At 63.8% G+C, this 20,931-nt stretch carries 22 protein-coding genes; 12 read left to right on the plus strand and 10 right to left on the minus strand.

The window, feature by feature from the left end; translation table 11 throughout:
- Nucleotides 1–166 precede the first annotated feature (166 nt).
- The 4 genes from MK_RS06145 to MK_RS06160 all read left to right on the plus strand — a co-directional run bounded on the left by MK_RS06145 (nucleotide 167) and on the right by MK_RS06160 (nucleotide 3,705).
- Complete coding sequence (locus MK_RS06145) at nucleotides 167–979, plus strand: hypothetical protein (RefSeq protein WP_148679720.1); 813 nt, start codon at nucleotides 167–169, stop codon at nucleotides 977–979.
- 138 nt (nucleotides 980–1,117) lie between these two features.
- Nucleotides 1,118–1,990 carry a hypothetical protein gene (locus MK_RS06150; RefSeq protein ID WP_148679721.1) on the plus strand — a complete coding sequence of 291 codons (873 nt, stop codon included), beginning with the start codon at nucleotides 1,118–1,120 and terminating at the stop codon, nucleotides 1,988–1,990.
- Nucleotides 1,991–2,469: 479 nt separating this feature from the next.
- Entirely contained in the window at nucleotides 2,470–2,982 is a 513-nt protein-coding gene (locus MK_RS06155) for a hypothetical protein (protein WP_148679722.1), read from the plus strand.
- 24 nt (nucleotides 2,983–3,006) lie between these two features.
- A complete protein-coding gene (locus MK_RS06160; protein ID WP_011019530.1) occupies nucleotides 3,007–3,705 on the plus strand; it encodes a hypothetical protein in 699 nt (232 codons plus the stop codon).
- Nucleotides 3,706–3,996: 291 nt separating this feature from the next.
- Here the strand turns inward: MK_RS06160 and MK_RS06165 are convergent, their stop codons facing one another.
- Entirely contained in the window at nucleotides 3,997–4,620 is a 624-nt protein-coding gene (locus MK_RS06165) for a DUF1678 family protein (RefSeq protein ID WP_011019531.1), read from the minus strand.
- Between the two features lie 384 nt (nucleotides 4,621–5,004).
- On the opposite strand from MK_RS06165, the gene MK_RS06170 reads away from it, so the two are divergent.
- Nucleotides 5,005–5,361, plus strand: coding sequence for a hypothetical protein (locus MK_RS06170; RefSeq protein WP_148679723.1), 357 nt, complete (start codon nucleotides 5,005–5,007; stop codon nucleotides 5,359–5,361).
- Nucleotides 5,362–5,412: 51 nt separating this feature from the next.
- Here MK_RS06170 and MK_RS06175 read toward each other — a convergent pair whose 3' ends face one another.
- From MK_RS06175 to MK_RS06190, 4 genes are all read right to left on the minus strand, one after another.
- Nucleotides 5,413–5,949 (minus strand): thermonuclease family protein, encoded by a 537-nt coding sequence (locus MK_RS06175; RefSeq protein WP_011019532.1) that lies wholly within the window; start codon nucleotides 5,947–5,949, stop codon nucleotides 5,413–5,415.
- 318 nt (nucleotides 5,950–6,267) lie between these two features.
- Complete coding sequence (locus MK_RS06180; protein ID WP_011019533.1) at nucleotides 6,268–7,215, minus strand: hypothetical protein; 948 nt, start codon at nucleotides 7,213–7,215, stop codon at nucleotides 6,268–6,270.
- 53 nt (nucleotides 7,216–7,268) lie between these two features.
- Nucleotides 7,269–8,510: an FIST signal transduction protein gene (locus MK_RS06185; protein ID WP_011019534.1), complete on the minus strand. Its 1,242-nt coding sequence runs from the start codon at nucleotides 8,508–8,510 to the stop codon at nucleotides 7,269–7,271.
- A 320-nt stretch (nucleotides 8,511–8,830) separates the two neighbouring features.
- On the minus strand, nucleotides 8,831–9,124 hold the full coding sequence (locus tag MK_RS06190) for a hypothetical protein (protein ID WP_148679725.1): 294 nt from the start codon (nucleotides 9,122–9,124) through the stop codon (nucleotides 8,831–8,833).
- 609 nt (nucleotides 9,125–9,733) lie between these two features.
- On the opposite strand from MK_RS06190, the gene MK_RS06195 reads away from it, so the two are divergent.
- Nucleotides 9,734–10,459, plus strand: coding sequence for a hypothetical protein (locus MK_RS06195; RefSeq protein WP_011019535.1), 726 nt, complete (start codon nucleotides 9,734–9,736; stop codon nucleotides 10,457–10,459).
- Nucleotides 10,460–10,521: 62 nt separating this feature from the next.
- Nucleotides 10,522–11,457 (plus strand): hypothetical protein, encoded by a 936-nt coding sequence (locus MK_RS06200; protein ID WP_011019536.1) that lies wholly within the window; start codon nucleotides 10,522–10,524, stop codon nucleotides 11,455–11,457.
- Between the two features lie 465 nt (nucleotides 11,458–11,922).
- Here MK_RS06200 and MK_RS06205 read toward each other — a convergent pair whose 3' ends face one another.
- Both MK_RS06205 and MK_RS06210 read right to left on the minus strand, forming a co-directional pair.
- A complete protein-coding gene (locus MK_RS06205; RefSeq protein WP_148679726.1) occupies nucleotides 11,923–12,246 on the minus strand; it encodes a hypothetical protein in 324 nt (107 codons plus the stop codon).
- A gap of 128 nt (nucleotides 12,247–12,374) precedes the next feature.
- Nucleotides 12,375–13,235, minus strand: a complete 861-nt coding sequence (locus MK_RS06210) for a hypothetical protein (RefSeq protein WP_011019537.1) — start codon at nucleotides 13,233–13,235, stop codon at nucleotides 12,375–12,377.
- A 191-nt stretch (nucleotides 13,236–13,426) separates the two neighbouring features.
- On the opposite strand from MK_RS06210, the gene MK_RS06215 reads away from it, so the two are divergent.
- On the plus strand, nucleotides 13,427–13,669 hold the full coding sequence (locus MK_RS06215) for a hypothetical protein (RefSeq protein ID WP_148679727.1): 243 nt from the start codon (nucleotides 13,427–13,429) through the stop codon (nucleotides 13,667–13,669).
- A gap of 347 nt (nucleotides 13,670–14,016) precedes the next feature.
- On the opposite strand, the gene MK_RS06220 is transcribed toward MK_RS06215, so the two are convergent.
- From MK_RS06220 to MK_RS06230, 3 genes are all read right to left on the minus strand, one after another.
- The gene (locus MK_RS06220; protein ID WP_148679728.1) at nucleotides 14,017–14,262 is read right to left on the minus strand and encodes a hypothetical protein; all 246 of its coding nucleotides are present in this window, start codon (nucleotides 14,260–14,262) and stop codon (nucleotides 14,017–14,019) included.
- Nucleotides 14,263–14,386: 124 nt separating this feature from the next.
- Complete coding sequence (locus MK_RS06225; protein ID WP_011019538.1) at nucleotides 14,387–15,712, minus strand: PH domain-containing protein; 1,326 nt, start codon at nucleotides 15,710–15,712, stop codon at nucleotides 14,387–14,389.
- A 292-nt stretch (nucleotides 15,713–16,004) separates the two neighbouring features.
- Nucleotides 16,005–16,661: a metal-dependent hydrolase gene (locus MK_RS06230; protein ID WP_158295962.1), complete on the minus strand. Its 657-nt coding sequence runs from the start codon at nucleotides 16,659–16,661 to the stop codon at nucleotides 16,005–16,007.
- 200 nt (nucleotides 16,662–16,861) lie between these two features.
- Between MK_RS06230 and MK_RS06235 the strand changes: the two genes are divergently transcribed.
- From MK_RS06235 to MK_RS06250, 4 genes are all read left to right on the plus strand, one after another.
- Nucleotides 16,862–17,734, plus strand: a complete 873-nt coding sequence (locus tag MK_RS06235) for a hypothetical protein (RefSeq protein WP_011019540.1) — start codon at nucleotides 16,862–16,864, stop codon at nucleotides 17,732–17,734.
- 107 nt (nucleotides 17,735–17,841) lie between these two features.
- Nucleotides 17,842–18,564 carry a hypothetical protein gene (locus MK_RS06240; RefSeq protein ID WP_011019541.1) on the plus strand — a complete coding sequence of 241 codons (723 nt, stop codon included), beginning with the start codon at nucleotides 17,842–17,844 and terminating at the stop codon, nucleotides 18,562–18,564.
- A 351-nt stretch (nucleotides 18,565–18,915) separates the two neighbouring features.
- On the plus strand, nucleotides 18,916–19,506 hold the full coding sequence (locus MK_RS06245; protein ID WP_148679730.1) for a hypothetical protein: 591 nt from the start codon (nucleotides 18,916–18,918) through the stop codon (nucleotides 19,504–19,506).
- 398 nt (nucleotides 19,507–19,904) lie between these two features.
- Nucleotides 19,905–20,489, plus strand: coding sequence for a hypothetical protein (locus MK_RS06250; protein WP_148679731.1), 585 nt, complete (start codon nucleotides 19,905–19,907; stop codon nucleotides 20,487–20,489).
- Nucleotides 20,490–20,931: the final 442 nt, after the last annotated feature.

Below are 20,931 nucleotides of genomic sequence, written 5' to 3' on the forward strand. Positions count from 1 at the left end.
CAGCACCTGTGGCCGTCGTCGACGTGTTCACGCTACGCACAATGGTACGGTTATATAATCGGTCCGGTGTTCGTCCGCGTCCGTGCGCGGCGTCACGAGACCGACGCCGTGCGGGGGATCTCGCCCGTGGCGGACCTTCCTGCGGTTGGTCTGTGGCGATCCCCGGTTGCGGGAGATCGTGTTGGAGTTTCGGGATTCCGTGAGGGTCGGGTCGAGTCGGGTGGGCGGCGTCCTCCGGAAGCTCTACCCCATCCTCTCACTGTACGTAATATTGAGCCTGGTCTTCGAGGGTCGTGGGGTCGTTCGGGTACTGTGGGATCGGGCGTCGGCCCCGCTCGCGATGATCGTGATCGCCGGCGCGTGCATCGCCCCAATCCTCGCCGCGTACCTGGCCTTCCACGGGTATCTCACGCTCGAGGCCCGCAGGAGGCTTCGAGCTCCCGTCGTCACCCGACCGCACAACCCGACGCTCCTCTTGCTACCCTTCCTCCTAGCCCTGCTCCGCCCTGATTACTACGTTCACCACTGGCCGGAGACCCGGGTCGCCCTAGCCTACCTCTACGCGGGATGCGCCCTCTCCCCCACCCTCGCGCTCGCCGTGATGTGGGTGTTGAGAACGCGAGTCGTCTGGTGTTGGAAGAGGGACCTGGACGAGGAAGTGTTAGAACGCTTCGTCGAGGGGCTCCCCGACGGACGGTACGTACCCGGCAGTCTGATCCCCTACGCGTCTAACGTCGGGACGCTCGCCGTCGCCATCGCCGTCGACGCGCCGTCCCTCACGCCCTATCTGATCACCGCCGGTACGCTCTCCGTGCTAGCCCTCACGACCTACATCTCGACGTTCACCGAGGGGGATCTCCTCGACATCCTCGGCAAGCTCCGGAGCGGACCATGGCGCGATGACTCGTACGTGATCGGCTTCACGATCCTCATCCTGGAGAGGAGCTTCTGGCTGATAATCGAGCACTCGCACCCCTAGAGGTTCGACGTCACGTCCGGTGAGTGGCGGTGGCTACGTCCGGCTAGCCGACCCCCACCTTGATCCACCGGAGTGTTAAATACGGGGGGAGACACCATCGGATCGTCACGGGGATCCCGGTGGAGCGGGCGATCGCCCGTGTTTGTGGGGATCCGAGGGTCGCGGGGGGTCGTCTCGGAGTTCGAGGGTTCTCTGAAGCGCGAGCCCGACCGGTGGTGGTTCACGAGGTTCCTCCACGAGCACCCGATGCTACTCTCGACCTCGCTCGCACTCCTCACCCTACCCCCGGTCCTCACGGCGGGTAGGACGGTCTGGGAACTGTCCGACCGCCCCCACGATCCCGCAGCCCTTCTCGTGACGACGTCGGCGACCCTCGCCCCCGCGCTCGCCGTCTACTCCGCCCTCATGGCGTACTACACCCTCCGAGCCCGGTACCTGATCAGGGCACCGGTGGTCACCTACCCCCACCACCCGGCCTACCTGCCCCTGCTGTACTGGCTCCCCTCCTCCCGGTTACTGACCCACTGGGGCGAGCCGAAGGTGCGGTTGGGGTTCGTGGTCCTGTACACGACGGTGGTACTCCTACCCACCCTCTCGCTCCTCCTGACGTGGATCTGTCGGGTTCGGATACTCTGGTGCTGGCGTGGGGACATCGACGAGGGCACGCTGGCGCGCCTGCTCGAGCGACTACCCCGGGACTACACGTACGCCCCCGGGTGCGTGTTCCCCGCCTTGGTGGCGATCAGCGCCTTACCCGGGGCTTTCGGGTACCTTCTGTTGAAGGGGACGTGGTCGGGGTGGTACGTGCTCGCGATCCCCGCGAGCATGATCGTGCCGATGACCGTCCTGACATACGCCGTGATCCGGAAGATGAGTCGGTCTCCCGTCGAAGAGCTGACGGACGAGTGGTTGGGTGAGGGGAACGCTCCCTGGCGGCTCGATCTGCAGGCTCTGGCCATCCTCGCGACGTTCGCGACCTGGACGCTGGTGGACGTGGGAGGCATGAGGTGACCCTCCCGCGGGGACCCAGGACGACGCTGAGGCGATTTACCGGAGGCGTAACCCCGTGAGTTTCGAGTCGGACTCTTGCGGCGAGGTGTCAGAATAAGTGTCTCGAAGATTCATCGTATTAGTAGCTTGTATATTGGCATACTTAAGTTTGTACCTGCTAGAATTGACACTATATCCCCCAAATGCTGTACCCATAGCAATAATTGTATTCATTCTTAGTATTGCCATAGAAGAGCTAGTTCGTAGGTGGTATATATATTACTTAGGTTGGAGATTCCGAAGCCTGAGAACGCTAGAATGAAAGGTAAAGTAATCCATATCCGACCGTGTTCTCCGCTCGACAACTCACACAACCCCTCCATGTTCTACCATCTATCATTTTAATGTACCTCCCCATTGTTTCAATTCCACATGCGGAACTCACCGACAGCAGTGTATTCTTAACTTTCCTAATGATCGTCCTAGGAGTAGTATTTGTAGTGTCCATTTCGATGTTTTTGTCTTTTCCGTTCGCGATGATTTTGAGGGTTAAAGATTCTAGAGTTTGGATCCTCTCGTGGTTGTACTGCGAGACTGAGTTGATAACGGATGGTAGCATCGAAGTCTCTGGATTCCGAGAGTTTACCTCTTATCCAGTCGAGTACGAGGATTTACCCGCGGGATCACCAAGGGATTTGATGGTCCTAATCGGGTATTTCAAACCCGAATTACATCGTATTGAAATCCGAGATTGTAACTTTTTCTTCTTGAGAACGAGGAGTTTTTGCTTACTCTACGATGCCTGTCTTCCCGGGGATCGGGAGGAGGCGTTCCGGCTCGCTCGATGGTGGGAGAGGTTCTCGATGGTGTACGAGGCGCTGTTCGAGGATGAAATCCCGGATGAGAAGAATATCATGAAGTATCTGGACGGACTGTACCAGTTCAAGGCCGCTCACTACTACGTGCCCCTGCCGAGGTGGCCCTACGATGAAGACCGCGACGCTCGAGATTAAAACTCGGCACCGGGGGTGCGTCGCGTGATCCCCGGATGGTACGTGGGAGCCGTCCTGGTACCGCAGCTGGTCGTCACGGTCGTGATCGCGCATGGCTTCTCGCGGAAGCGTAGGTGGGAACGACTGCTTAGACGTGCCTCCCGGGAGGAGGTGAGGAGGTCCCTTGAGCGGACCCCCGGTGGTGGAACGGTCCGGCTGGCCTTCGTGCCCGAGCTGCTGTGGTGCGTTCCCGGGAGAGTGCTCGTTCTCGGGTCGACCGGCTGGTTGATGCTCGCGGTGCTGTACGAGTTCGAGCTGCTCGGGCTCACTAGGATCGTGCCCGAAGCTAAGGTGCGAGGGCTGCTCGCTGCCGTCCTAGCGCTCGTGTACGGAACCTGCGCCGTCGCCGTGTTACCTGGGACGCCCAGGCCCGCCCTTCCGAGGCTGCTGGCACCCGCCGCCGTCGGTGGCGCCCTGGGGGCGGTAGCGGTCCTGAAGTCGCTACCGCCGTGGTTGGGATCGCTCGCGCCGGTCGCGATGCTAGTCGGTCTGTCATCCGTGATCGGATACAGGGGGAGGCTGAGTGCCTCGGGAGGTACGGCCTGGGATGAGGTCGTTGAGGCGGTGCGGTACTACCCTGTTTCGGCGCTCTCCGTGGGGGAAAGGGAGGCAGAGGCGGCCGAGAAGTGTGCCCTTTGGTTCCTTGCCTGCCGGGTGGTGGAAGGCACGAGATCGGTGGGGTGACGCTGGCCTCCTTATCGCATGGAGTCTACCGTTTCCTGTCGCTCCATTTTCCCGCCCGATGCCAAAGTAGTACGACCCCAGAAGGCGCGGCGGTTTGGCTCGAGTTCTGGATACCAACTCACTCGGCGCCGGGTTGAATCGTTGGTGGGGATAGTGCCGGTCATGTACTCGTGGTGGTCCGAAGGATCGTCCAGGGAGCGACGACCTACGTGCTCACCGCGACCACGCTCCGTTATCCAATCCTCCCACCGATCACGGAGACTGCTACGGCTGGGACCGGACACATCCGACTCACGTTCCGTGCCGGAGTTTCCAGCGTTCGAGTTCTAACATGACGTCGGGTACTTCGTGTTTTCCGTCGAGGGATCTCTTTCTAAAACGGATGATCTTGTTCAAGTGAGCGGAGTAGTGTGCGGGCCAGCCTCCGAGGGTTCTCACGGCGAAGGATTCGAGCCGGTCGGGAAGTTCTTCTAGGAGGTCGCGGATTTGCGGTGAGTTCGAGGGTCTGGCGTTGAAGGTTAGGGCGAGCCCGCGGGCTAGTACCCGTCGGGCCTGTTTGTATGGCAGGCTCGAGACCTCGGTGAGTAGGGTCTTGAGTACCGAGCGGAGGTTGCGCATGAGGTGTCGCGCGAGCTCCAGAACCTCTGCTCGATTTAAGGAAACCAGCCACTCGACGAACCGGACACTCTCGTTCTCGGGTTTGCCCAGGTAGAGCGTGCGCCCGCACTTGTGTCGGGAGTCGCGACGCCATCTCGCGACGTAGTAAGGACCGCACGTGCTACCGTTCACCGTCCGATAGGTCACCTCGAGGCTCGGCCTCTTCCCACGACTGTACACCTCCCGTAGTACCCGGAGGGCTCGGATCCGCTCCACGGGATCCGAGGGTATCGGGACGTGAGCGTGCGACTCGACCAACCCCGGCACGCGATCCCCTCAGGTGCCTCCAAATTGTATGGGAAAGATTAGGACAACGCTCCGAGATATAAGCCTTACAGTCCGGAACCGTGACTCGGATGCCGATATTTCCCGGGGATACACCGAATGCGAGCCGAACCGCGTGGACCTGTATCTTTCCATACAACTGCTCGATCGGATGCCGTCCGGCCGAGGTGAGATTTCCCCGAGGATCGCGTGGTCGGAGTGGTGGGTTAAGGGCTATCGGATCGTTATTTTCAGAAAAAATAGTACCGCGCCCGCGAGCGGGATCCGGGGACATCGGCATGAGATACCTCGTGGCTGCGGTCGTCGCAACCCTCCTGGCCGCGTTGACGCCGGCTCTCGGGTATTGGCACCCGAGTAGTGGCTATCCCCCCGTGGTACGGGCACCATCAAGGGTACGGTCACCACGGTCCGAACGGTGGTCCGAACGGTCAAGGTGGACGAGGACTGGGGCCCGAGGAATGTCCCTACGGTCACCCGAAGTGTCCCAGCAACTCGCCTGCGACGGACATGAGCGGTGTGAACGTGAGCTCGTACGGTGGTAACACCACCGGAACAGAGGCCCGTACCGAGGTTCCCGTGAGTCCGGGTAGCCCGAGCCGAACGGTCCGAGCATCGACGGGGGTCGTCTCGGACGTCAAGAACCTGGCCTACGCGAGCTGGCCTGTACTGTCGCTGTTAGGGCTGCTCATCGCGCCGACGCTAGTCAGACGGTGAACGCCACACCGACGGCGTACCCACCCTATTTGGCGGATGGATGGAGCTGTTTCATCGTCGGGCGGAGACCAACAGCCCGACTCCGATCACCGCGGAGATCACGGCGAGGGCCACCGGCACGGTCGGAGTTCCGGTCTTGTACTCGCCTACGACGGTCCCTCTCATGCTCTCCTTCTCCTCGAACGGAACCGGTCCTTCCTCCCCGTTCCTCGCGTAGACGTAGATGGTATCCCCGTCCACCACCTTGGCCACGTGGGCCTTGAACTCCCGGGGGAACCACCTCGGGAGCGGGTCGGGCTCGGGGTACTGCCGGTACTCGGCGAGCTTTCTCTCGACGAGCAGCTCCGAGAGTGTCGTCTCCTCGTCGTCGGGGTAGACGTCGGCGATGATCCGGTGGTACTTGCCGAGACCGTACGCCCGGCACTTCACGTAGCCGCCGGCGTCGCGGATCTTCTTCTCGACGAACTCTTTGGCCTTCAGCCCGAGCCGGTACTCCTCCTCGCTGGAGGGGTGGTAGATCTCCGGGGCGTTGACCCTGGCGAAGCGGATCTTGACGGCGGGTTTCCCGTCGAAGTACGCCACCGGCACTCCCAGGTTCTCCAGCTCCCTGAGCTGCTCGTCCGTGAGGTTCAGCCAGGGGACGCCGCTTCCGGGCGCGGGCTCCGGTTCCTCGGGGTCGACCCAGGGCGGGGCTCCCTGGGTCGTCCGTCCCGGAGAGCGCTAGGAGGGTCGCCAGGGCCACGAGCAGGGCACTGACGACCTTCCGCAAGACGCTCCCCCCAGTACATCGGCGCGTCGGCGATCCCACGGTTCATAAGGTTACTTTATTCAGGGTTAGGGTTGAGGTCGTGGATTCCCCCGACCTATCGGCACGGCTGAACGGTCCCGCCGCCTAGACCGTCGACGTCATCCCGAGGGCTCGGACGGCCTCTCAAGCCTCGAACCTCGTTCCACGTCGCCCTCCTCGAGGATCTCAGTAGCCGACTCCTCCAGCTCGTCACCCCTCAGCGTCTCGCCGTCGATAGTCACTACCTGAGACCCGGACACCGTCCTCAGCCCTAGTCGACGGATCCTCTCCGCGATGATAGCGTTCACCACCCAATCGCGCCTTTCGAGGCACCTCAAACCCACCTCGGCGGCCGGTACCAACGTCCCGTACAGTACCTCACCGGTCAGCGGGACACCCACCGCCACACGGTCCGCGTGCGTCGAAGGGTCCCGGACGATGTGCACCCGGCCGTCCCGGTCGGTGACCCTCACGTTCACGGCGTAGTATCCCAGCCTGAGTAGGACGTTACCGACGATCCCGGAGATTACCTCGTCCGCCCGTCCCTCGTCCTCCCGGATGAGATCTCTCGCACCCTCTGCGATCGTCTCGACCGTCGATCTCACGGTCTCGAGCGTCCCCCTCACGGCGCCGTCCTTCAGCGCCAGCACGCCCACCGCCACCACATCGTACGGGTCGCTACCGTGGAGGATCCTCACCGCACCCTTGTCGGACAGGTACTCCGTGATCCTCGCCGCCCTCGACGCCACGGTCCAGGGGTCCTTCGTGCTCTCCACGATCCCGGCGATCAGTCCCTTCAGCTCGACCCTACTGTACTCCCCCGACACCGGGAGGGTGAGGGGCGGTTCCACCCACGGTTCGGCGCCTTCGGGGACCACCGGCTCGACGCCCTCCGCCATCCTCCGTACGAGTCGGACCCCGGCCTCGAACAGCCCGTCCAACCACACCAGGAACCCGGCGAGGGACGCGGCGTCGCCCTTCATGAGCGTTGTCTTCGGGTCGAACTCCAGCCTCCCTCCGTTTCCCTCGACCACGATCCCGTCGACGACGAACCTGATCGTCGCCAAAGGTGTGACCCCTCGCCGCTCACGCGCTCTTCAGTCGGGATGCGAGGACCGGCTCACCGGCCCACGACCTCACTCCCCAGCACGTACGTCACGACCGTCTGGTTGTGCTGGACGAACTTACCCGAGGGGGTCAGTCCGTACTCGCCGTAGCAGTTGAACCCGAAGATGGGCACGTCCTCGCTCACCAGGTCCCGGAGTAGGTCTACGGCGTCGTCCGTGTCGACGATCAGGTGTCGGGCCATGCAGTTGAACACGAGCACGGCGCCCAGCTCATCGGGCGAGCCGGCGTCCTCCAGCGCCCGCTGCACCGCCCTCTTGAACGAATCCTCTACGTCGCCCGGCTCCATCACCCGGACGGCGACGCCGCTCGGGAGCTGTGCCACCAGCTTCAAGGTTCTCTCTTCCTCGTCCACCTCGAACGGGGTCCTGATCAGGTGGTACGGACGCGGACCCGGATCCTCGACCCCCAAGGGGTACTTCAGTAGCGTTTCCATCCCGATTTCCTCACCTACGACCTCCTCGTACACGTCCAGCGCGGGTTCGCCGTCCATCCTGATCACGTCCACACCCTCGGTCTCCACGATCATCGGCTCGGAGGAAGGGACGAAACCGTGGTCGACCGCGTGCCCACGTTTCACGGACGAGTACAGAATCAGCACCGCCAGCGCGTCCTCGTACACGCCCGAGTCGTCGAAGATGTACGTGCGCTCGAACTCGTACTCGTCCGCCGTCATACCGCCGACGATTCGGGGCACCGTGCCCAGGCAGTCCAGCACGCCCCTGAGTGCCTCCATCAACGCCTCCGGGTGGTTCAAACAGCACAGATCGTCGGTGAAGAGTAGAGCGTCGACCAGCGAGTGACGGGTCACGTCCACGTTACCGGTCACGAGTTTGGTCGCCACCGGTGCCAGTGAGGCGGAGACGTCCACTTCCACGCTCTTGGCGGCCTCGGTTACCGTCTCCCTCGCGACCCTGTACGGGTCCTCCGATAAGCCCGTGCCGATCGCCATTCCCATGGCTACGAGCTTGGAGAGTTCCATCGCGAGGATAGCCACGGACCCGTCGCTGAACCCGTCCGTGGTGATGTTGCCGGCGGACGAGAGACCGAGGATCAGACACCTGTCATCTTCGAGGTACTCCACTATCGCCTCGCGAACCTCGTGGGGGTCGTGCCTAGGCGAGAAGGCGCAGAGGACGGCATCGATTCTATCGAGACCCCAATCCGCGGCCCCCTCCAGCGCCTCCTCGGGACTGGACTTGGAGACACCGACACCGGCTTTCAGCGGAGCGGCCATCCTTCACTCCCCCTTCCGTAAAGTAACAGAGGTGATAAATCGTAATCGGATGCGTATGCACGGTCGACAAATACTTGACAACAGTTTTCCAACGTTGGCTCGTGTTGTTATACATTATAAAAGTTACGCTAGTAGAGGCTGACGCATGGTACGTGGCTCCTATAAGGTGATGACGTCATGCTGTCCAACGTTATGTACCCGACGAATTCGCGGGTGAGGCCGCGGGAATCCCGACGGTAGGATGCTCGCACTCGGGTGCGGTGGGCACACGGCGTGATCGGGAGGGGGAGGTGCGGACGCCGGGCCGGCGCTTAGGACGTTCACACACGCTCCAGCACGAAGATACACCTATCCTCCTCGGCCCTCATCTCGACCAGCCGATACTCGGCGTTGAAGGTTTCCTCCGCGAGCTCCAGGATCGTCGCTACGTAGGGGCACACGACCGGCACCTCGTCCCGGTCCAGGAGCTCACGGCGCACCTCCTCGAACGGACACGACTCGATCACGACCTCGAGCCTGTCCTCGGACCCCTCCACGCGTACCTCCGCGTCGTCCGCGTGCCTGAGCGCTTCCTCGATGTCGTCGGAGAGGGAGTCCCTGTCCCCACCGGACACCTTCAGAAGTCTCGAGCAGCTCGAGCATACGTCGGCCCGCGATCCGGTTCAGTGCGAGTGCCGCTTCACCGTGCGTCTCGAAGAGCGCCTCCTGGAGACCTATCATGAACGCCAACCAGACGTCCCAACGCACCAACCCGGTTCCCCGCGCCGGCGACGGGCGACCGACCTTTGAAGTTTGCAGAGGAAAAAACGAACACTGTTCCAATATCGTGGAAACGTTCCCAGGAGAACCGAAACGCACGCCCCTCGGGCGTCCCGAACGAGACGACAACCGACGCGACCGTCCTCGCCCCCGACGTTCACGGTCCGCCGAAGCGCTGACGTGTCGCGGGGCTCACATCCCGGAATCCGAGCGTCCCGCGTGTGGAAGGGGCATCACCGGGCACTCTATAACGGATCCCCTCATCACGCTGATCCCGATCAGGAGGTGCCGGGTTTGAGACGGACCGCCGTCCTGCTCGTCCCCGAGCCGACCGGAACCGGTGTCCTCGAGACGCTCGTCAAGTGGTTCAGGAGAGTGGATATCGACCGGTAGTCTGGCGCGGAAGCTGGCGGAACCCGAGGGCACCGGTGTATCGGGGTTGCTGAGAGGGTTAGGGCGGAAGGGTGGGGGCGAGGTCGTCATCTGTAGGTTCGTACCCCACCGACCGAGACCCTGCCGTACGAGAGGGTGCTGCGGGGGATCGAGGCGGAGCTCCGGGAGGAGTTCGAGGTCCGGAGTCCGTCGGACGGGGTCCGGACGCCGTCTGGAACGTCTCGGACCTGGTGGTGGAAGCCCTATGGAGCTCGGGTCTAGTCTACGTGGACGTGTCCGGCGCCCGAGGACCGGAGATCGCGGGTATCCCGCTCGGACTGGCGGCCCTCGAGGTGCCGGGCTTGAGCGTCGGAGGCGGGAGGGAGGTGCGGTTCGTCGCTGGGAGGCTGGAGGACGACGTCCTGACCGACGTAACGGAACACTTCGGGGCGGCCGGCGCGCTGATATGGACGATTATCTGCTCCTGGAAACCGTCGCCCGAGGCCGCTAGAAGGGCGATCGAGCCGGCCGAGCGTGCCGGCGTGGACGTCCGGGAGCTCGATCGGTTAGGGGAATACGTCGACGCCCTCGACACGGCCCAGGTCGGTGAGGTACTGGCCGGGACGAGGCCGGATCGGGAGACGATCCGGACCATCGTTAGGATCCTGCGTAGAGTGCTGCATAGAGTGTACGCGACGGACGGGCGATTCGCGCCGCCTACGGCGAGCCCGTTAAGCGGTATAATCCGGGTACACTCGGACACCCCGACACCGACGACGTGCGGTGCGGTCACGTCCCCACGGGAACCCGGTACGTGACGGTACGTCCCGAAACGGTTATCTTTCGATCGAGTGCGCGGACAGACCGGGGCCCCTCTCCCTTGAGGGTCGGGATCGCCGTCCTGGCCGCGCTCCTCGCGACGTTGGGTGCCGCAACGGCGGCGGAGTATCCCATTAAGGGCGAAGTGACGGGAACGTTCGAAGTACACGTCGAGGCGGATCCGGGCACGCAGGTGGACACCAACGAGTACGCCGTCGTGGTCGGGAGTAAGTACGTCTACCTGATCATGGTGGAGGAGGACGACCTGCAGGATTCGGGTAAGTTCAAGACGCAGCCGTTCCTGGTGCCCGTGCCCGCGGACAAGGTCGAAGTCAACGGATCCCTGGTGAAGTTCCCGGACGGTCTCGACGACACGTTCGCGGCGTACTGCCTGAACCCGATGGGGCGCCACCCACGAGGTGAGATGGTAGTACCGAAGTGGAACGAGATCGAGGACAGGTTCGTCGAGATCAAGGTGGTGGCGGGTCACGGACAGGTACGTACCGAGGAGCGGCATCTCGCTCCGGAGTGGATCAAGGCTGTCTGTAAGCGCGTGGAGGGTGTCGTGGATCCGGGAGAGTGGAAGCGCGACGCCCAGACGATTATCTGGGTGACGGAGGCCGCGGTCCCGGAGAACGTGCAGGTGAACGTCGAGAACCGCGTTCAAATCGACGTGAACGCGACGGTACAGGTGAACGCGCAGGACTTCTTCCAGATCAACGAGAGTGAGCTGAGAGAGCTCGCGAACGCGGGGGATGAGATGGCACGGCAGCTGCTCGAGTTCTTCAGCAACAAGGAGGAGTTGGAGAACCTAGTTAACACCGCGCAGAGCGCGCTGGACTTCGTCAAGCAGCACCTAAGTGACATCGTGACGACGGCTCAGACGGCGAAGGAGGCGTACGAGACAGCGAAGAGTGTCTTCGGGAAGATCCCCGTCTCACCGGCGGTGATCATCGTGGCACTGGCGGCGCTAGCGATCTTCAGACGCCGCCCGTAAATCATAACGCCCCGTTCCCGCCCGCACGTATCGTCATGGGAATCGAAACGATACGACGACCTCATCACGAGCTCACCGCCGACGGGTGTCAACAGTTAACTCGGAATTAACACGTCGGGACGGGCGGGAGAAACTCGAACCCCGATTCCCCCGAGAACGGCGACCTGGTGTGGAACGCCCTCGGTTCTGACCTCAAGATGATGAAGGCGGACTTAACCGAACCGACATCCTCCCTGCCTCCGAGGGATGAGGCTCGCGGGGTCCCGTCGTAAGACCCGCTCGACGCGGCTCCTCGGCGACCTTCACACGGGAAACGGCGAGCCGTGGGACGGAACCCGCGCCGAAATTACGCAAACACCGCGTGGGGCGTGGAGACGGCGGGCCGCCCCCGGTCCGTGAAACGTTAACAGAATGTTAACGAATAAAAAGACTGTTGACGACCTGGGGCGCCGTGTCGTACGCGCGTCACACCTCCACGTCGGCCACCTTGCGCCTACGATAGAACCTGCCGGACGCGTGGGTTTCCGACATCCTACGGGGTTCCGACGAGAACACGATCTCGAGGAGCTCCAAGGCCTTGTCCACGGGCTTCAGGCTCAGGGCTTTCCCGACGATCCTCGTGACATCCTCCACGGAGTATCCCCGGAGGATCGCCATCGCGACTACCCTGACGATCCTCTCCAACATGTCCCGTCCTCTCGAGAGACCCTCGTCAACTTCCTCCTTCTCGTCCACCACTTCCTCTCGCTCCAGGGATACGACGTGGGCGTCCACGACCTTGGTCGGCATCGCCCGGGTCCACCCCCGACCGGTGGGGGACCTCACTACGAACTCAAACGAACATCCATGAAAACAAATGAGACTCCGACCCTAATTACTCTTTCACCGATAACCTCGGGTTAATTCCGCGACTCCACTCACTCCTCGTACTCTCTCAGGAACTCGAGCACGCCCCCGTACCTCTCCACGAGCTTGCTCACGCGATCCGGGTCCACCCTCATCGCGCCCCTGGGCCGGAACCCGGCGCGGTATCCGAGCAGCTCGTTCAGCTCACTCGCCGGCAACGACACGAGCCGGACCTCCGCCAGCGTGACCAGCCTCTCCCACCTGTCGTCTCCCCATAGGATGGCGGAGACTTTGGGATCATTGCACTTGCTTGCAATCACGCCGCAGTACCGGTAGCGGTCCTCGCCCTTCTCGTCCCTGAAGAGAAGCACGTCCCCCTCACCGAGGCTCTCCCAACCCACCCTCTCGCCGGAACCGAAGCCCCAGATACCCTCGAACGTTCCGAAGACACCCGGGATCTCCCGGAGTCGACTTCCGGGGTGCACGCTGCTGGCTATCCTCCTCCTGTACTCCGCCGTGGGTCTCCTCCAGATGAGTACGAGGTTCTCGACCTCGGGATCCCTCCTCCCGCGATCCCCTCCCAGTATGGACTCTATCAGCGCCTCCTTCTCCTCGCTCGATATCCGCCCCACGCTGCCCCTGAGCGCGTCCCGAAGCCGGCGTCGCATCTCCTCCTCGTTCCTCACGGTGTACAGGGTCCTACGACCGGCCTTCCGCCTCCCGATGAGCCCCCTGAGACCGGACATGTACGCGTGGACGGCGTGCTCGCTGATCTCGTAACCCACCGACTCGAGCACGTCACGGATGTCACCCGCGGACACGTGCTTCCCGTACATCTTCCAGGCCAGGTACACGACCGCCACCACGGCCCACTTCTTGCGGAGCCTGCGCTCCCTGAGAGCCTCGCGGAGTTCGCTTTCTAAGGAGGTCATAGGCGAAACCCACGACCCCCGAGGTCCCGGTTCTCCCCGGTGTTCGCGCGTCGCCGGGACCGTCGGGGGCGACCCTTTATCCATCCCGTTCGGAACCGTGCACCGGGCTCCGGCGCCACTCGGCTGAAACCGGCGCGACTATAACTTTGCGCCACGATTGTACGCGTTCCAGCGCATAGGGGGGCGCGTGCTTGGATCTCGACCTGACCGCACTGTTCGGCAAGAAAAAGGTGATCGTCTACCACTACCACGGTCATCCAGGGTACGGGTACCATCTCTACGGACACAAGACCGGCCTGCTGGGAAGCCTGCTGAAGCTGGGACTCCTGGCGATCATCGCCGTGGGCCTGCTGGTCCTACTGCTGATTGCCCTGGGTCTGTACCTGCTACTGAGGCTCCTGCGAGGGCGCCGAGAACGCCCGCCCGCGACGTAGCCGCTCCCGAACCGACGTCGAGTTTGACTCCCACGCGTCGGAGAACTCACGCCGATGTAAGCCCTCCTCCGCCCGTACGCTCCGGCCCCGGACCTCGGGATCTCCGGGGCTCGGTCACACGTGCACCCGTGGAGGCGCTGGTATTCACGGGGAGGATCGAACGAAATCAAAGGAGTTGAAACGAGGGCCCTGGGGACTCCACGGCGGAGAGTTTTCCGATACCGGCTCGGTCGGACGGGAACACCGTGGGGGTCCCGGGAAACGGCTCCCCGAACCCGGAAGCCGGTGACGGCGGGATCGCATCCGTTACTGTTCACATGGTTTCGGAGGGGGTGCAAGGGGCGTGCTCACTCGCGCTTCAGCTCGGTCTTGAGGTCCCTGTAATCCCGTTTCAGCTCCCGCACCACGTCAGCCGGTCGCAGACCCAGCAGGCGCAGCACCACGTACACCATCAGTCCCAGTACGGCCAGACCGACGGCCAGCTTCAGGACCGCGAGCACCGGCCACAGCATCCATCCGAACCCCATCATCGGTCCGCCGTAACCGCACATGGGGCACCCCATAGGACCGAACATGGGACCGAACGGCGGCATCCGAGCTCACCCCGTCCGTCCTAACGTTCGATGGTGTTCGGAAGTGTTAATAATACTATCCCGAAACGCCGACCCGTCGCAGGTCCCCACGGGTCCCCGTCCGTCGGGCACCGTGCGGGACGTCTCACGATCCTCCCGTGTGTGGGATGTTTCCACCGGTTCCGTCGCGGCTCACCCGAAGCTTCCAGGCACGTCGCGAGAGCTCGGCCGCCCGTTCAATCCTCCGAAGCACGATCACCGCGTGGAAGAGGAACGTAGCCACGATCGTCAACGCCGCGGGTACGGCGCCCACCAGGACCAACAGGAGCACCGAGGTTCCCGCTCCGATCAGGACGACCTCGGGTACCAGAATCCCGTCGTTCAGCAGGGCCGCCGTGTACCCCACGGGATCGCGTCGGTAATGCGACACCGCGCGCACGGAGGGGGCCATCGTGGCGACGGCTCCCAACGCCAGGGCGATCGCGAGGCGCGGACAGTGGACCCTCGGCAGGGGCAGGTAAAGTATCCCGATCACCGGGGCGAGCAGGCCCGTGAGGAGGGCGTTATACTCCAGGAAGGTCAGGGTCGCGTGCTTGATCCTGGATTTCGGGACCGGAACCGAGTCCACCCTGCGGGCGATCGCCCAGTAGACGGCGCTCACGGTTGCGCCCGGACCGAAGTAGATCGCGGCCGCGATCGTCGCGGCCGCCCACAGGCTGACCTTGAGCGCCTTGGCTACCTTGACGAGGATCCAGTGGATCAGTTTCCCGAGATAGTCGCGCCCGGACGGCGATGTCTTGGCGCCCTTCCTCATCGCGAGTATCGGAGTTACGGTGGGGAGGATCGCCGTGACGGCCACCATCTCGGGTGATGGCGGCTTCTTGCCCAGGCCTTTGCACTCCATCCACGCCTCGAGCACGCGGTCGTGGAACTCCTCCAACCTAGGGTCCCCGGGCGAGTAGAGGGGCACCCGGAGCCAGCGCCACCTGGCGAACACGGTCCCACCTACGACCTCGAGGATCGGGAGCTCGCCGAGCTCGCGTACCGCCTCCACGACGGCGTCCCCGGGGCTCCCTTTCTTATGCGCCAGTAGGATGCGCAGACCGTGTCTGAGCCGGTCGGAGTCGAAGGGCATGGGAACGCGCTCGAGGTCCTTCGTCAGCACGACCACGCCGCTCTCGCGCTCCTCGACGTCGAGGATGTCCTCTACGGGGATCCTCCTGGTCCCGCCGGGTCCCTTCAAGATCACGGCGTCCGGGGTTAGCTCGACTTGGTTACCCAGATAGCGGCGGAAGACTAAGGTGCCGACACCCAAGAGTATCGCGGTGACCGCCAACGCGAGCAACGCCGGGAAGAGCCCGCGCGGGAGGATCAAGTACAGGCAAACCGCGGTCGCGATCCCGGCACCCGCGACGGGTACGTAGACCCTCTTCGGGTCCTCGAGCTCGGGCGGACGGAGCGGCTCGGTCACACCCGCCCCCATCCCGAAGGTGTCGGCGCGCGCCGAAAACGTTTCGGAACGTCACAACCAGACCCCGTGCCCGCGCAGGTGTTAAGCGCGACCGCCCGGGAACCTCCTGAGGGGATGGAGCCCGGGTCGTCCCGGCGGGCCTGAGGGCGGGGTGGCCCCCGCCACCGTGAGGGGCCCGCTGATGAGCCCGGGTACACCGTCCCCTCCAAACGACACCCTCCAGAGCGCCACGAACCCATCCTCGCCCGGACCGGTCCCGTACGCTCGAACCCCGTTCCGTCCGGACCTCGGATTAGCACGGCGCGAAAGCCGCCATCGGTTCCAGTCGGAGGATCTCGCGGGCGAACGTACCCACGTACGCGTCGAACGGATGTAGGAGCCGATGGTACACACGCTCATGGATCGTCCAGTACACCTTCTCGAGCCCCGGGATACGGTCCAGTCCCAGCGTGTGGAACTCGCTCGGGCATGCTAGGATCACGAGGCACAGGAGAAGTACCGTCGCCGGCGGTAGCACCGCGTCCCACTTGTCCGAGGGGACGGGTGTTAGTCTCAGGTTCCATACCCTCCATCTACCACCGTCCCGACGGACCAGGAGCGGGACCCCGCGCACCGTGAGCGCGTCTTCCAAACAGTGCAAGCACCCGCCCAGGAGGACCGCGGCTAGACCCGTGTGTCCGACCCACCAAGCGAGAAAGGCTCCGAGCGCCCATGGTACGGGCCAGTGTAGGATCCCGCGGTGTCCGACGACCGTGTTGATCAGGCGACGAAGCGGTAACAGTGTGGCTTTCTCAAGGGGTACGAGGGCTCGGGAAGCCACGGAGCTGGGATGATCGAGATCGGGCAGCAGGCTCCCGAGAGCGGCTGCGAGCGCGTGCTTCGGATCCCAGAGGTATGCGACGATCACGTAGGTGAGCAGGAGGTGAGTCCGATAACGCAAGAACCTCACCCTTGAAGTCTCCATCGCGTCTCGGGGGCGTTTCGACGCCGGCCCTCGGGAGCCGACGTCGTTAACGTTAACTCCGGGACACTCCGGCGTGACGACCCCCAGTCCCGGAGTGGGCCGTGCACACGGTCGACCTCGGGAGGGTTCTCGACGACCGAAACCCCCTTTATGTTTCGAAGTTAGGGTTCGTTCGGGGAAACCGGTTGGTAGCCCACCGGGGCCGTCTCTTCGTAGAAACCGACGGGAAGCTTCTGGGTTCCTGTGAGGCCTCGTTGATCGTCACCGAGGAGAACGTCGTCGTGGTCCCACGGGAGCCGATCGAGGGTGTCGACACCTCGGATCTCGTCGTCGAGTCCGTGGCATCGCGGTTCGACTCGGCCGAGCTCGAGGAGGGTAACTTCACGCCGCCCAGGTCCAGGGTGGTCATGACCCCACCCACGGCCGCCTCGATGATCGACCTCGGACTCGCCCTGAAGCGGTTCGAGGTCGACGGCGTTACCGTCCTGACGGTCGTCGGTCCCGCCCCGGCGTACCCGTTCGAGCGCAGGATCCTGGCTCCCGAGGGTGAGATGACGCTGCGGTTCGAGCCGAAGGATCCCGTGGCGGCGGAGGGGAGCCTGCGGGCCGCCGCGCGCGCCGCGGTGGAGGGGACCGTCGGGGAGACCGTCGGAAGGAGTAAGGCGGTGCGACTCTGCAAGGTCCTGGTCGAGCTGAACCAGACCGTAGGACACGGCACGCTCAGGCTCGTACCGCGGGACGAGAACGTCCTCCTCGTACTCCAGCCCGAGGAGGACATCGCCGAGGAGTTCAAGGACGCCGTGGGTAAGTCACAGATCGGCATCGCGCTGACACCACCCGAACTCTCCGCGGTGTTCTCCGGCAAGGCGGTCGTGAAGCACGGGAAGGAGGACACCGTCCACGTGCTCGACGCGCGTAAGACGATCGAGTTCCGGGCGGAGGGGAAGGGATGGGCGCTGAGGGCCGTCCCGACGGACGTGATCGCGGGCAGCACCGCGCGGGTACTACTGCGGACCGCGGCCGAGCTGATCGTGCACGAGGGTCTCCGACCCGAGTAACCGATACCCCCGTCGCCCCACGCCGTACGGGATGCGACGGTCGCCGGGTCTTCTCCCTGGGAAAAGAGGTGATAAGGGTGGACCTCGAGCCCTCTCGGGGGAACCGGATGCGGTCCTTTCCCCTCCTACCGGTGGCGCTTGTGCTACTACCCGCGGCGGCCCATGCGGGCAAAATCTCGGTCACGGTCTACCCGGAAAGCGTGAACGTCCAGGGGAACGCGTTGGGGATCCACGAGCGGCTGGAGAAGGAACTCGACCTGATCGTGACCGTCACCGACCTGGGCACGGGAGCCGTCTACGACATGAAGTTCAATCCGCTCGAGCCATCGAGTCCCGCCGGTCTGGACGTGACGGGCCCGGTGACGGTCATCGCGACGGTCAGGTATGCCAGAAACATCGTGACCAGGTTCAACGTCTGGCCCGAGGGTGCGAGCTCCTTCTCGAGCGTCGACGTCCCCGAGGGTCGACTCGAGACGACGGTGAACCACCCTCGGATCTCGGTACCCTCGACGGGTACGTTCGACGTCGAGTGCCCCATCACGATGTCCCTGCGCACCGACAAGGGAACGGTTACGGTCAAGCTGTTGCTCCACGTCTCCGGGATCGATGTGAAAGGGGTGAAAGCCGAGAGAAAGGGGGTCTTACCCGAGTTACCGTCGGTGGTGAGACTTATCCCCGTGGCCGTCGCGTTGGCACCTATGGTCGTGATTCCAGGCTTCATCCTCATCGACTTGACGCTGAACGTCCTTAACGGACTGAAGTCGACTCTGGGACCCGTGCTCGACCACCTGTTCGGAGTCCTCGGAGGACTTCTGCCTCGGCCCGGGTAGCGGTGATACGCTCCGACGCTGCACCCCTCGAACACTTCCACCGGGCCGATGAGGAACCTACCCCGAGGCCGAACCGTGACGAGGGACGGGGTGTCCGAGGCCCGCCGTCTCGACGGCCGCGATAATCCGACCGCGTCCCTCGGGACCGTCCCGTTCCGGTTCCCGTGCGAGCCCGCGATCCGGAGGCGTCACCGACGTACCGTCCGGACGCCCTTAACGCGCCGCGTACTCGACTTCGGGTCGACACCGTGTCACGCGAGCCCCCAACACCTATCGGGCTTAGTCAACGGATAGCGGCCCGGTCGTGCCCGCGACGACCGGCACGATCCGGGCAATCGCGGGGAGAACTCGATGTCCGAAACTCCCGAGGTCCACATAGTACTGATCCCTCCCCCGGACATCACCTGGCTCCTCCAGGAGTGGAAGGTGTGTGAGTTGGCGCTAGAGGTGTTCCGCGGCTTGTTCGCGGGCCGGATTCGTACGAGACCGCTGGTCGAAACCTTACGCGAGTTGGGCGCGATCGAGGAAGAACCGGACCGGGAGAGCCCACCTGGTGTCCTGACCCGTGTCGAGAAACCCGGTCACGCCGTCGTCCTGGACGTCCCCGGGTTCGGTTGCACGATCCTCGAGGCCGAGCTCGAGAGCTCGGGATTCGAGGTGCGACGTGCCCGGCCGGAGGACCTCCGGCGGGAGACCAGGAGACTCGCCCGTCCGGAGAGCATCCTAGTCCTCGCCCTCCCGGTCGCCCTGGCGCTCTCCTCGGTCGCCGCGGAGCTCCTTCACGAGGCGCATCAGGCCCTGACGGATCGGATGGATACCCTCAACGGGGATGCGGACGGGTCGGAGTCCGCGGGCTGGACGCTCGTCTCGACCTGGCATCCCGCACTGGACGTCACGACCCTCCTCGACGAGACGGTATCGCGGGACTCGTGGGGACTCTAAGCGGAGTCGACTGGCACGTAGTCGATCGTGTGCGAGGGGAACTCGTAGAGATGATCTGTGGGCGGTCGGTGACCCCCACCGTCGTCACAGATCCGCGAGCGCCAGGTTGAACCCTCATCCCGCCACCGATCCGAACCGATCACACCGTCTCGAAAAATACCTCCGGTGGGCCCGCTCGTCCCGGGCTCGAGCTCGGACGGGTGCGGTATCCTTGCCGATCGGAGGTCGGCGGTGCGCGACGAGACCGCGGGCACAGACCGAAGCCCTCGAGAGGCTCGGGCCATCGTCGCTCCCTGTACTCTCCGGAATGACCGAAAGACGGAAAGTCCACACCGGCCGGACTTCCCGTGGAGTTACATGAGCGTCACCTAGCACCGAGCACGACGGGGCCGGTGACCTTGTACGGGGTACCGATTCCGGTGCTCATCGCGATGCCGTTCTACCTCGCGGCGGTGGGTCGGGGGGTACTGGCCCTCAAGTGGGCGTGGCGCGCCGGTAACACCGTCCGAACGGCCTCCATCGTGGCGTCATTCGCAGTTCTGACTCTTCTCTACCTCTCCGTACCGACGGTCACGGTCGCGGCGATCACGCTACTGGTCTCGACCGTGCTCTTCTACCTCTTCAACACCTTCATCCCGCGGTACGATCGCTTCTACGTCGAGTACCGAAGACGCTGGGGGTACGACGAGGCCCCCAAGCACGAGGTGCTGGAGCTCGCCCGAGAGTGTCGTCTCGACGTGCTCCCACCGGCCCTCAAGCTGCTGAACGGAACCGCGTACCTCGCCGCCTACAACGAACGGGACAATCCGAACGGATGGGATCCGATAGACAGGTTCCATCGGCTCCTCTTGGCGTTCGAGGAGGGTTCGTGGAAGGGTGGCTACGTCGGACCGAACGCCTGGCGGATCGTGCGTGGGGTCGCCGAGTTGTCCCTCGACCACCCTGAGGTGGAGCTCGCCCGCCGACTCGAGGAGGGCGAGTGAACGCGCCCTCCTCACGGATCCCTACACCCCCTTAGCCCGGAGTGAACGTTACGATCCGACGCAGGAACTGAGATCGGCCTGTGTGATTTGAGAGTGGGGACCTAGCGAGAATCCGCACGCCTGCATACGGCTCAGGCACCGTCGTCGAAGAGATCGCACGAAATCTCGGACGGCGGCTCGACGACAGTGACGTGGTTCCGATCACGTACGAGTTACCCACTTTACTCACACTCACGCACGGATCACGCTCGCGTCGAACGATTCAGAAACCACATCTTAATTTTACGATACATGTTTCCAAATTCGGAAACACCTAAAGCCCCAGGAACCACGGGAACTACAGCGGGTACCGACGGTCCGGCCGATGAGGACCCGTCCGGACCGAACCCGGTGAGGAGGGGCTAGGGTCCCGAGGCAGTATTCATCGACGGGCCCCGATCGT

It is taken from the genome of Methanopyrus kandleri AV19 (genome assembly GCF_000007185.1).
Lineage (GTDB): Archaea > JAADCQ01 > Methanopyri > Methanopyrales > Methanopyraceae > Methanopyrus > Methanopyrus kandleri.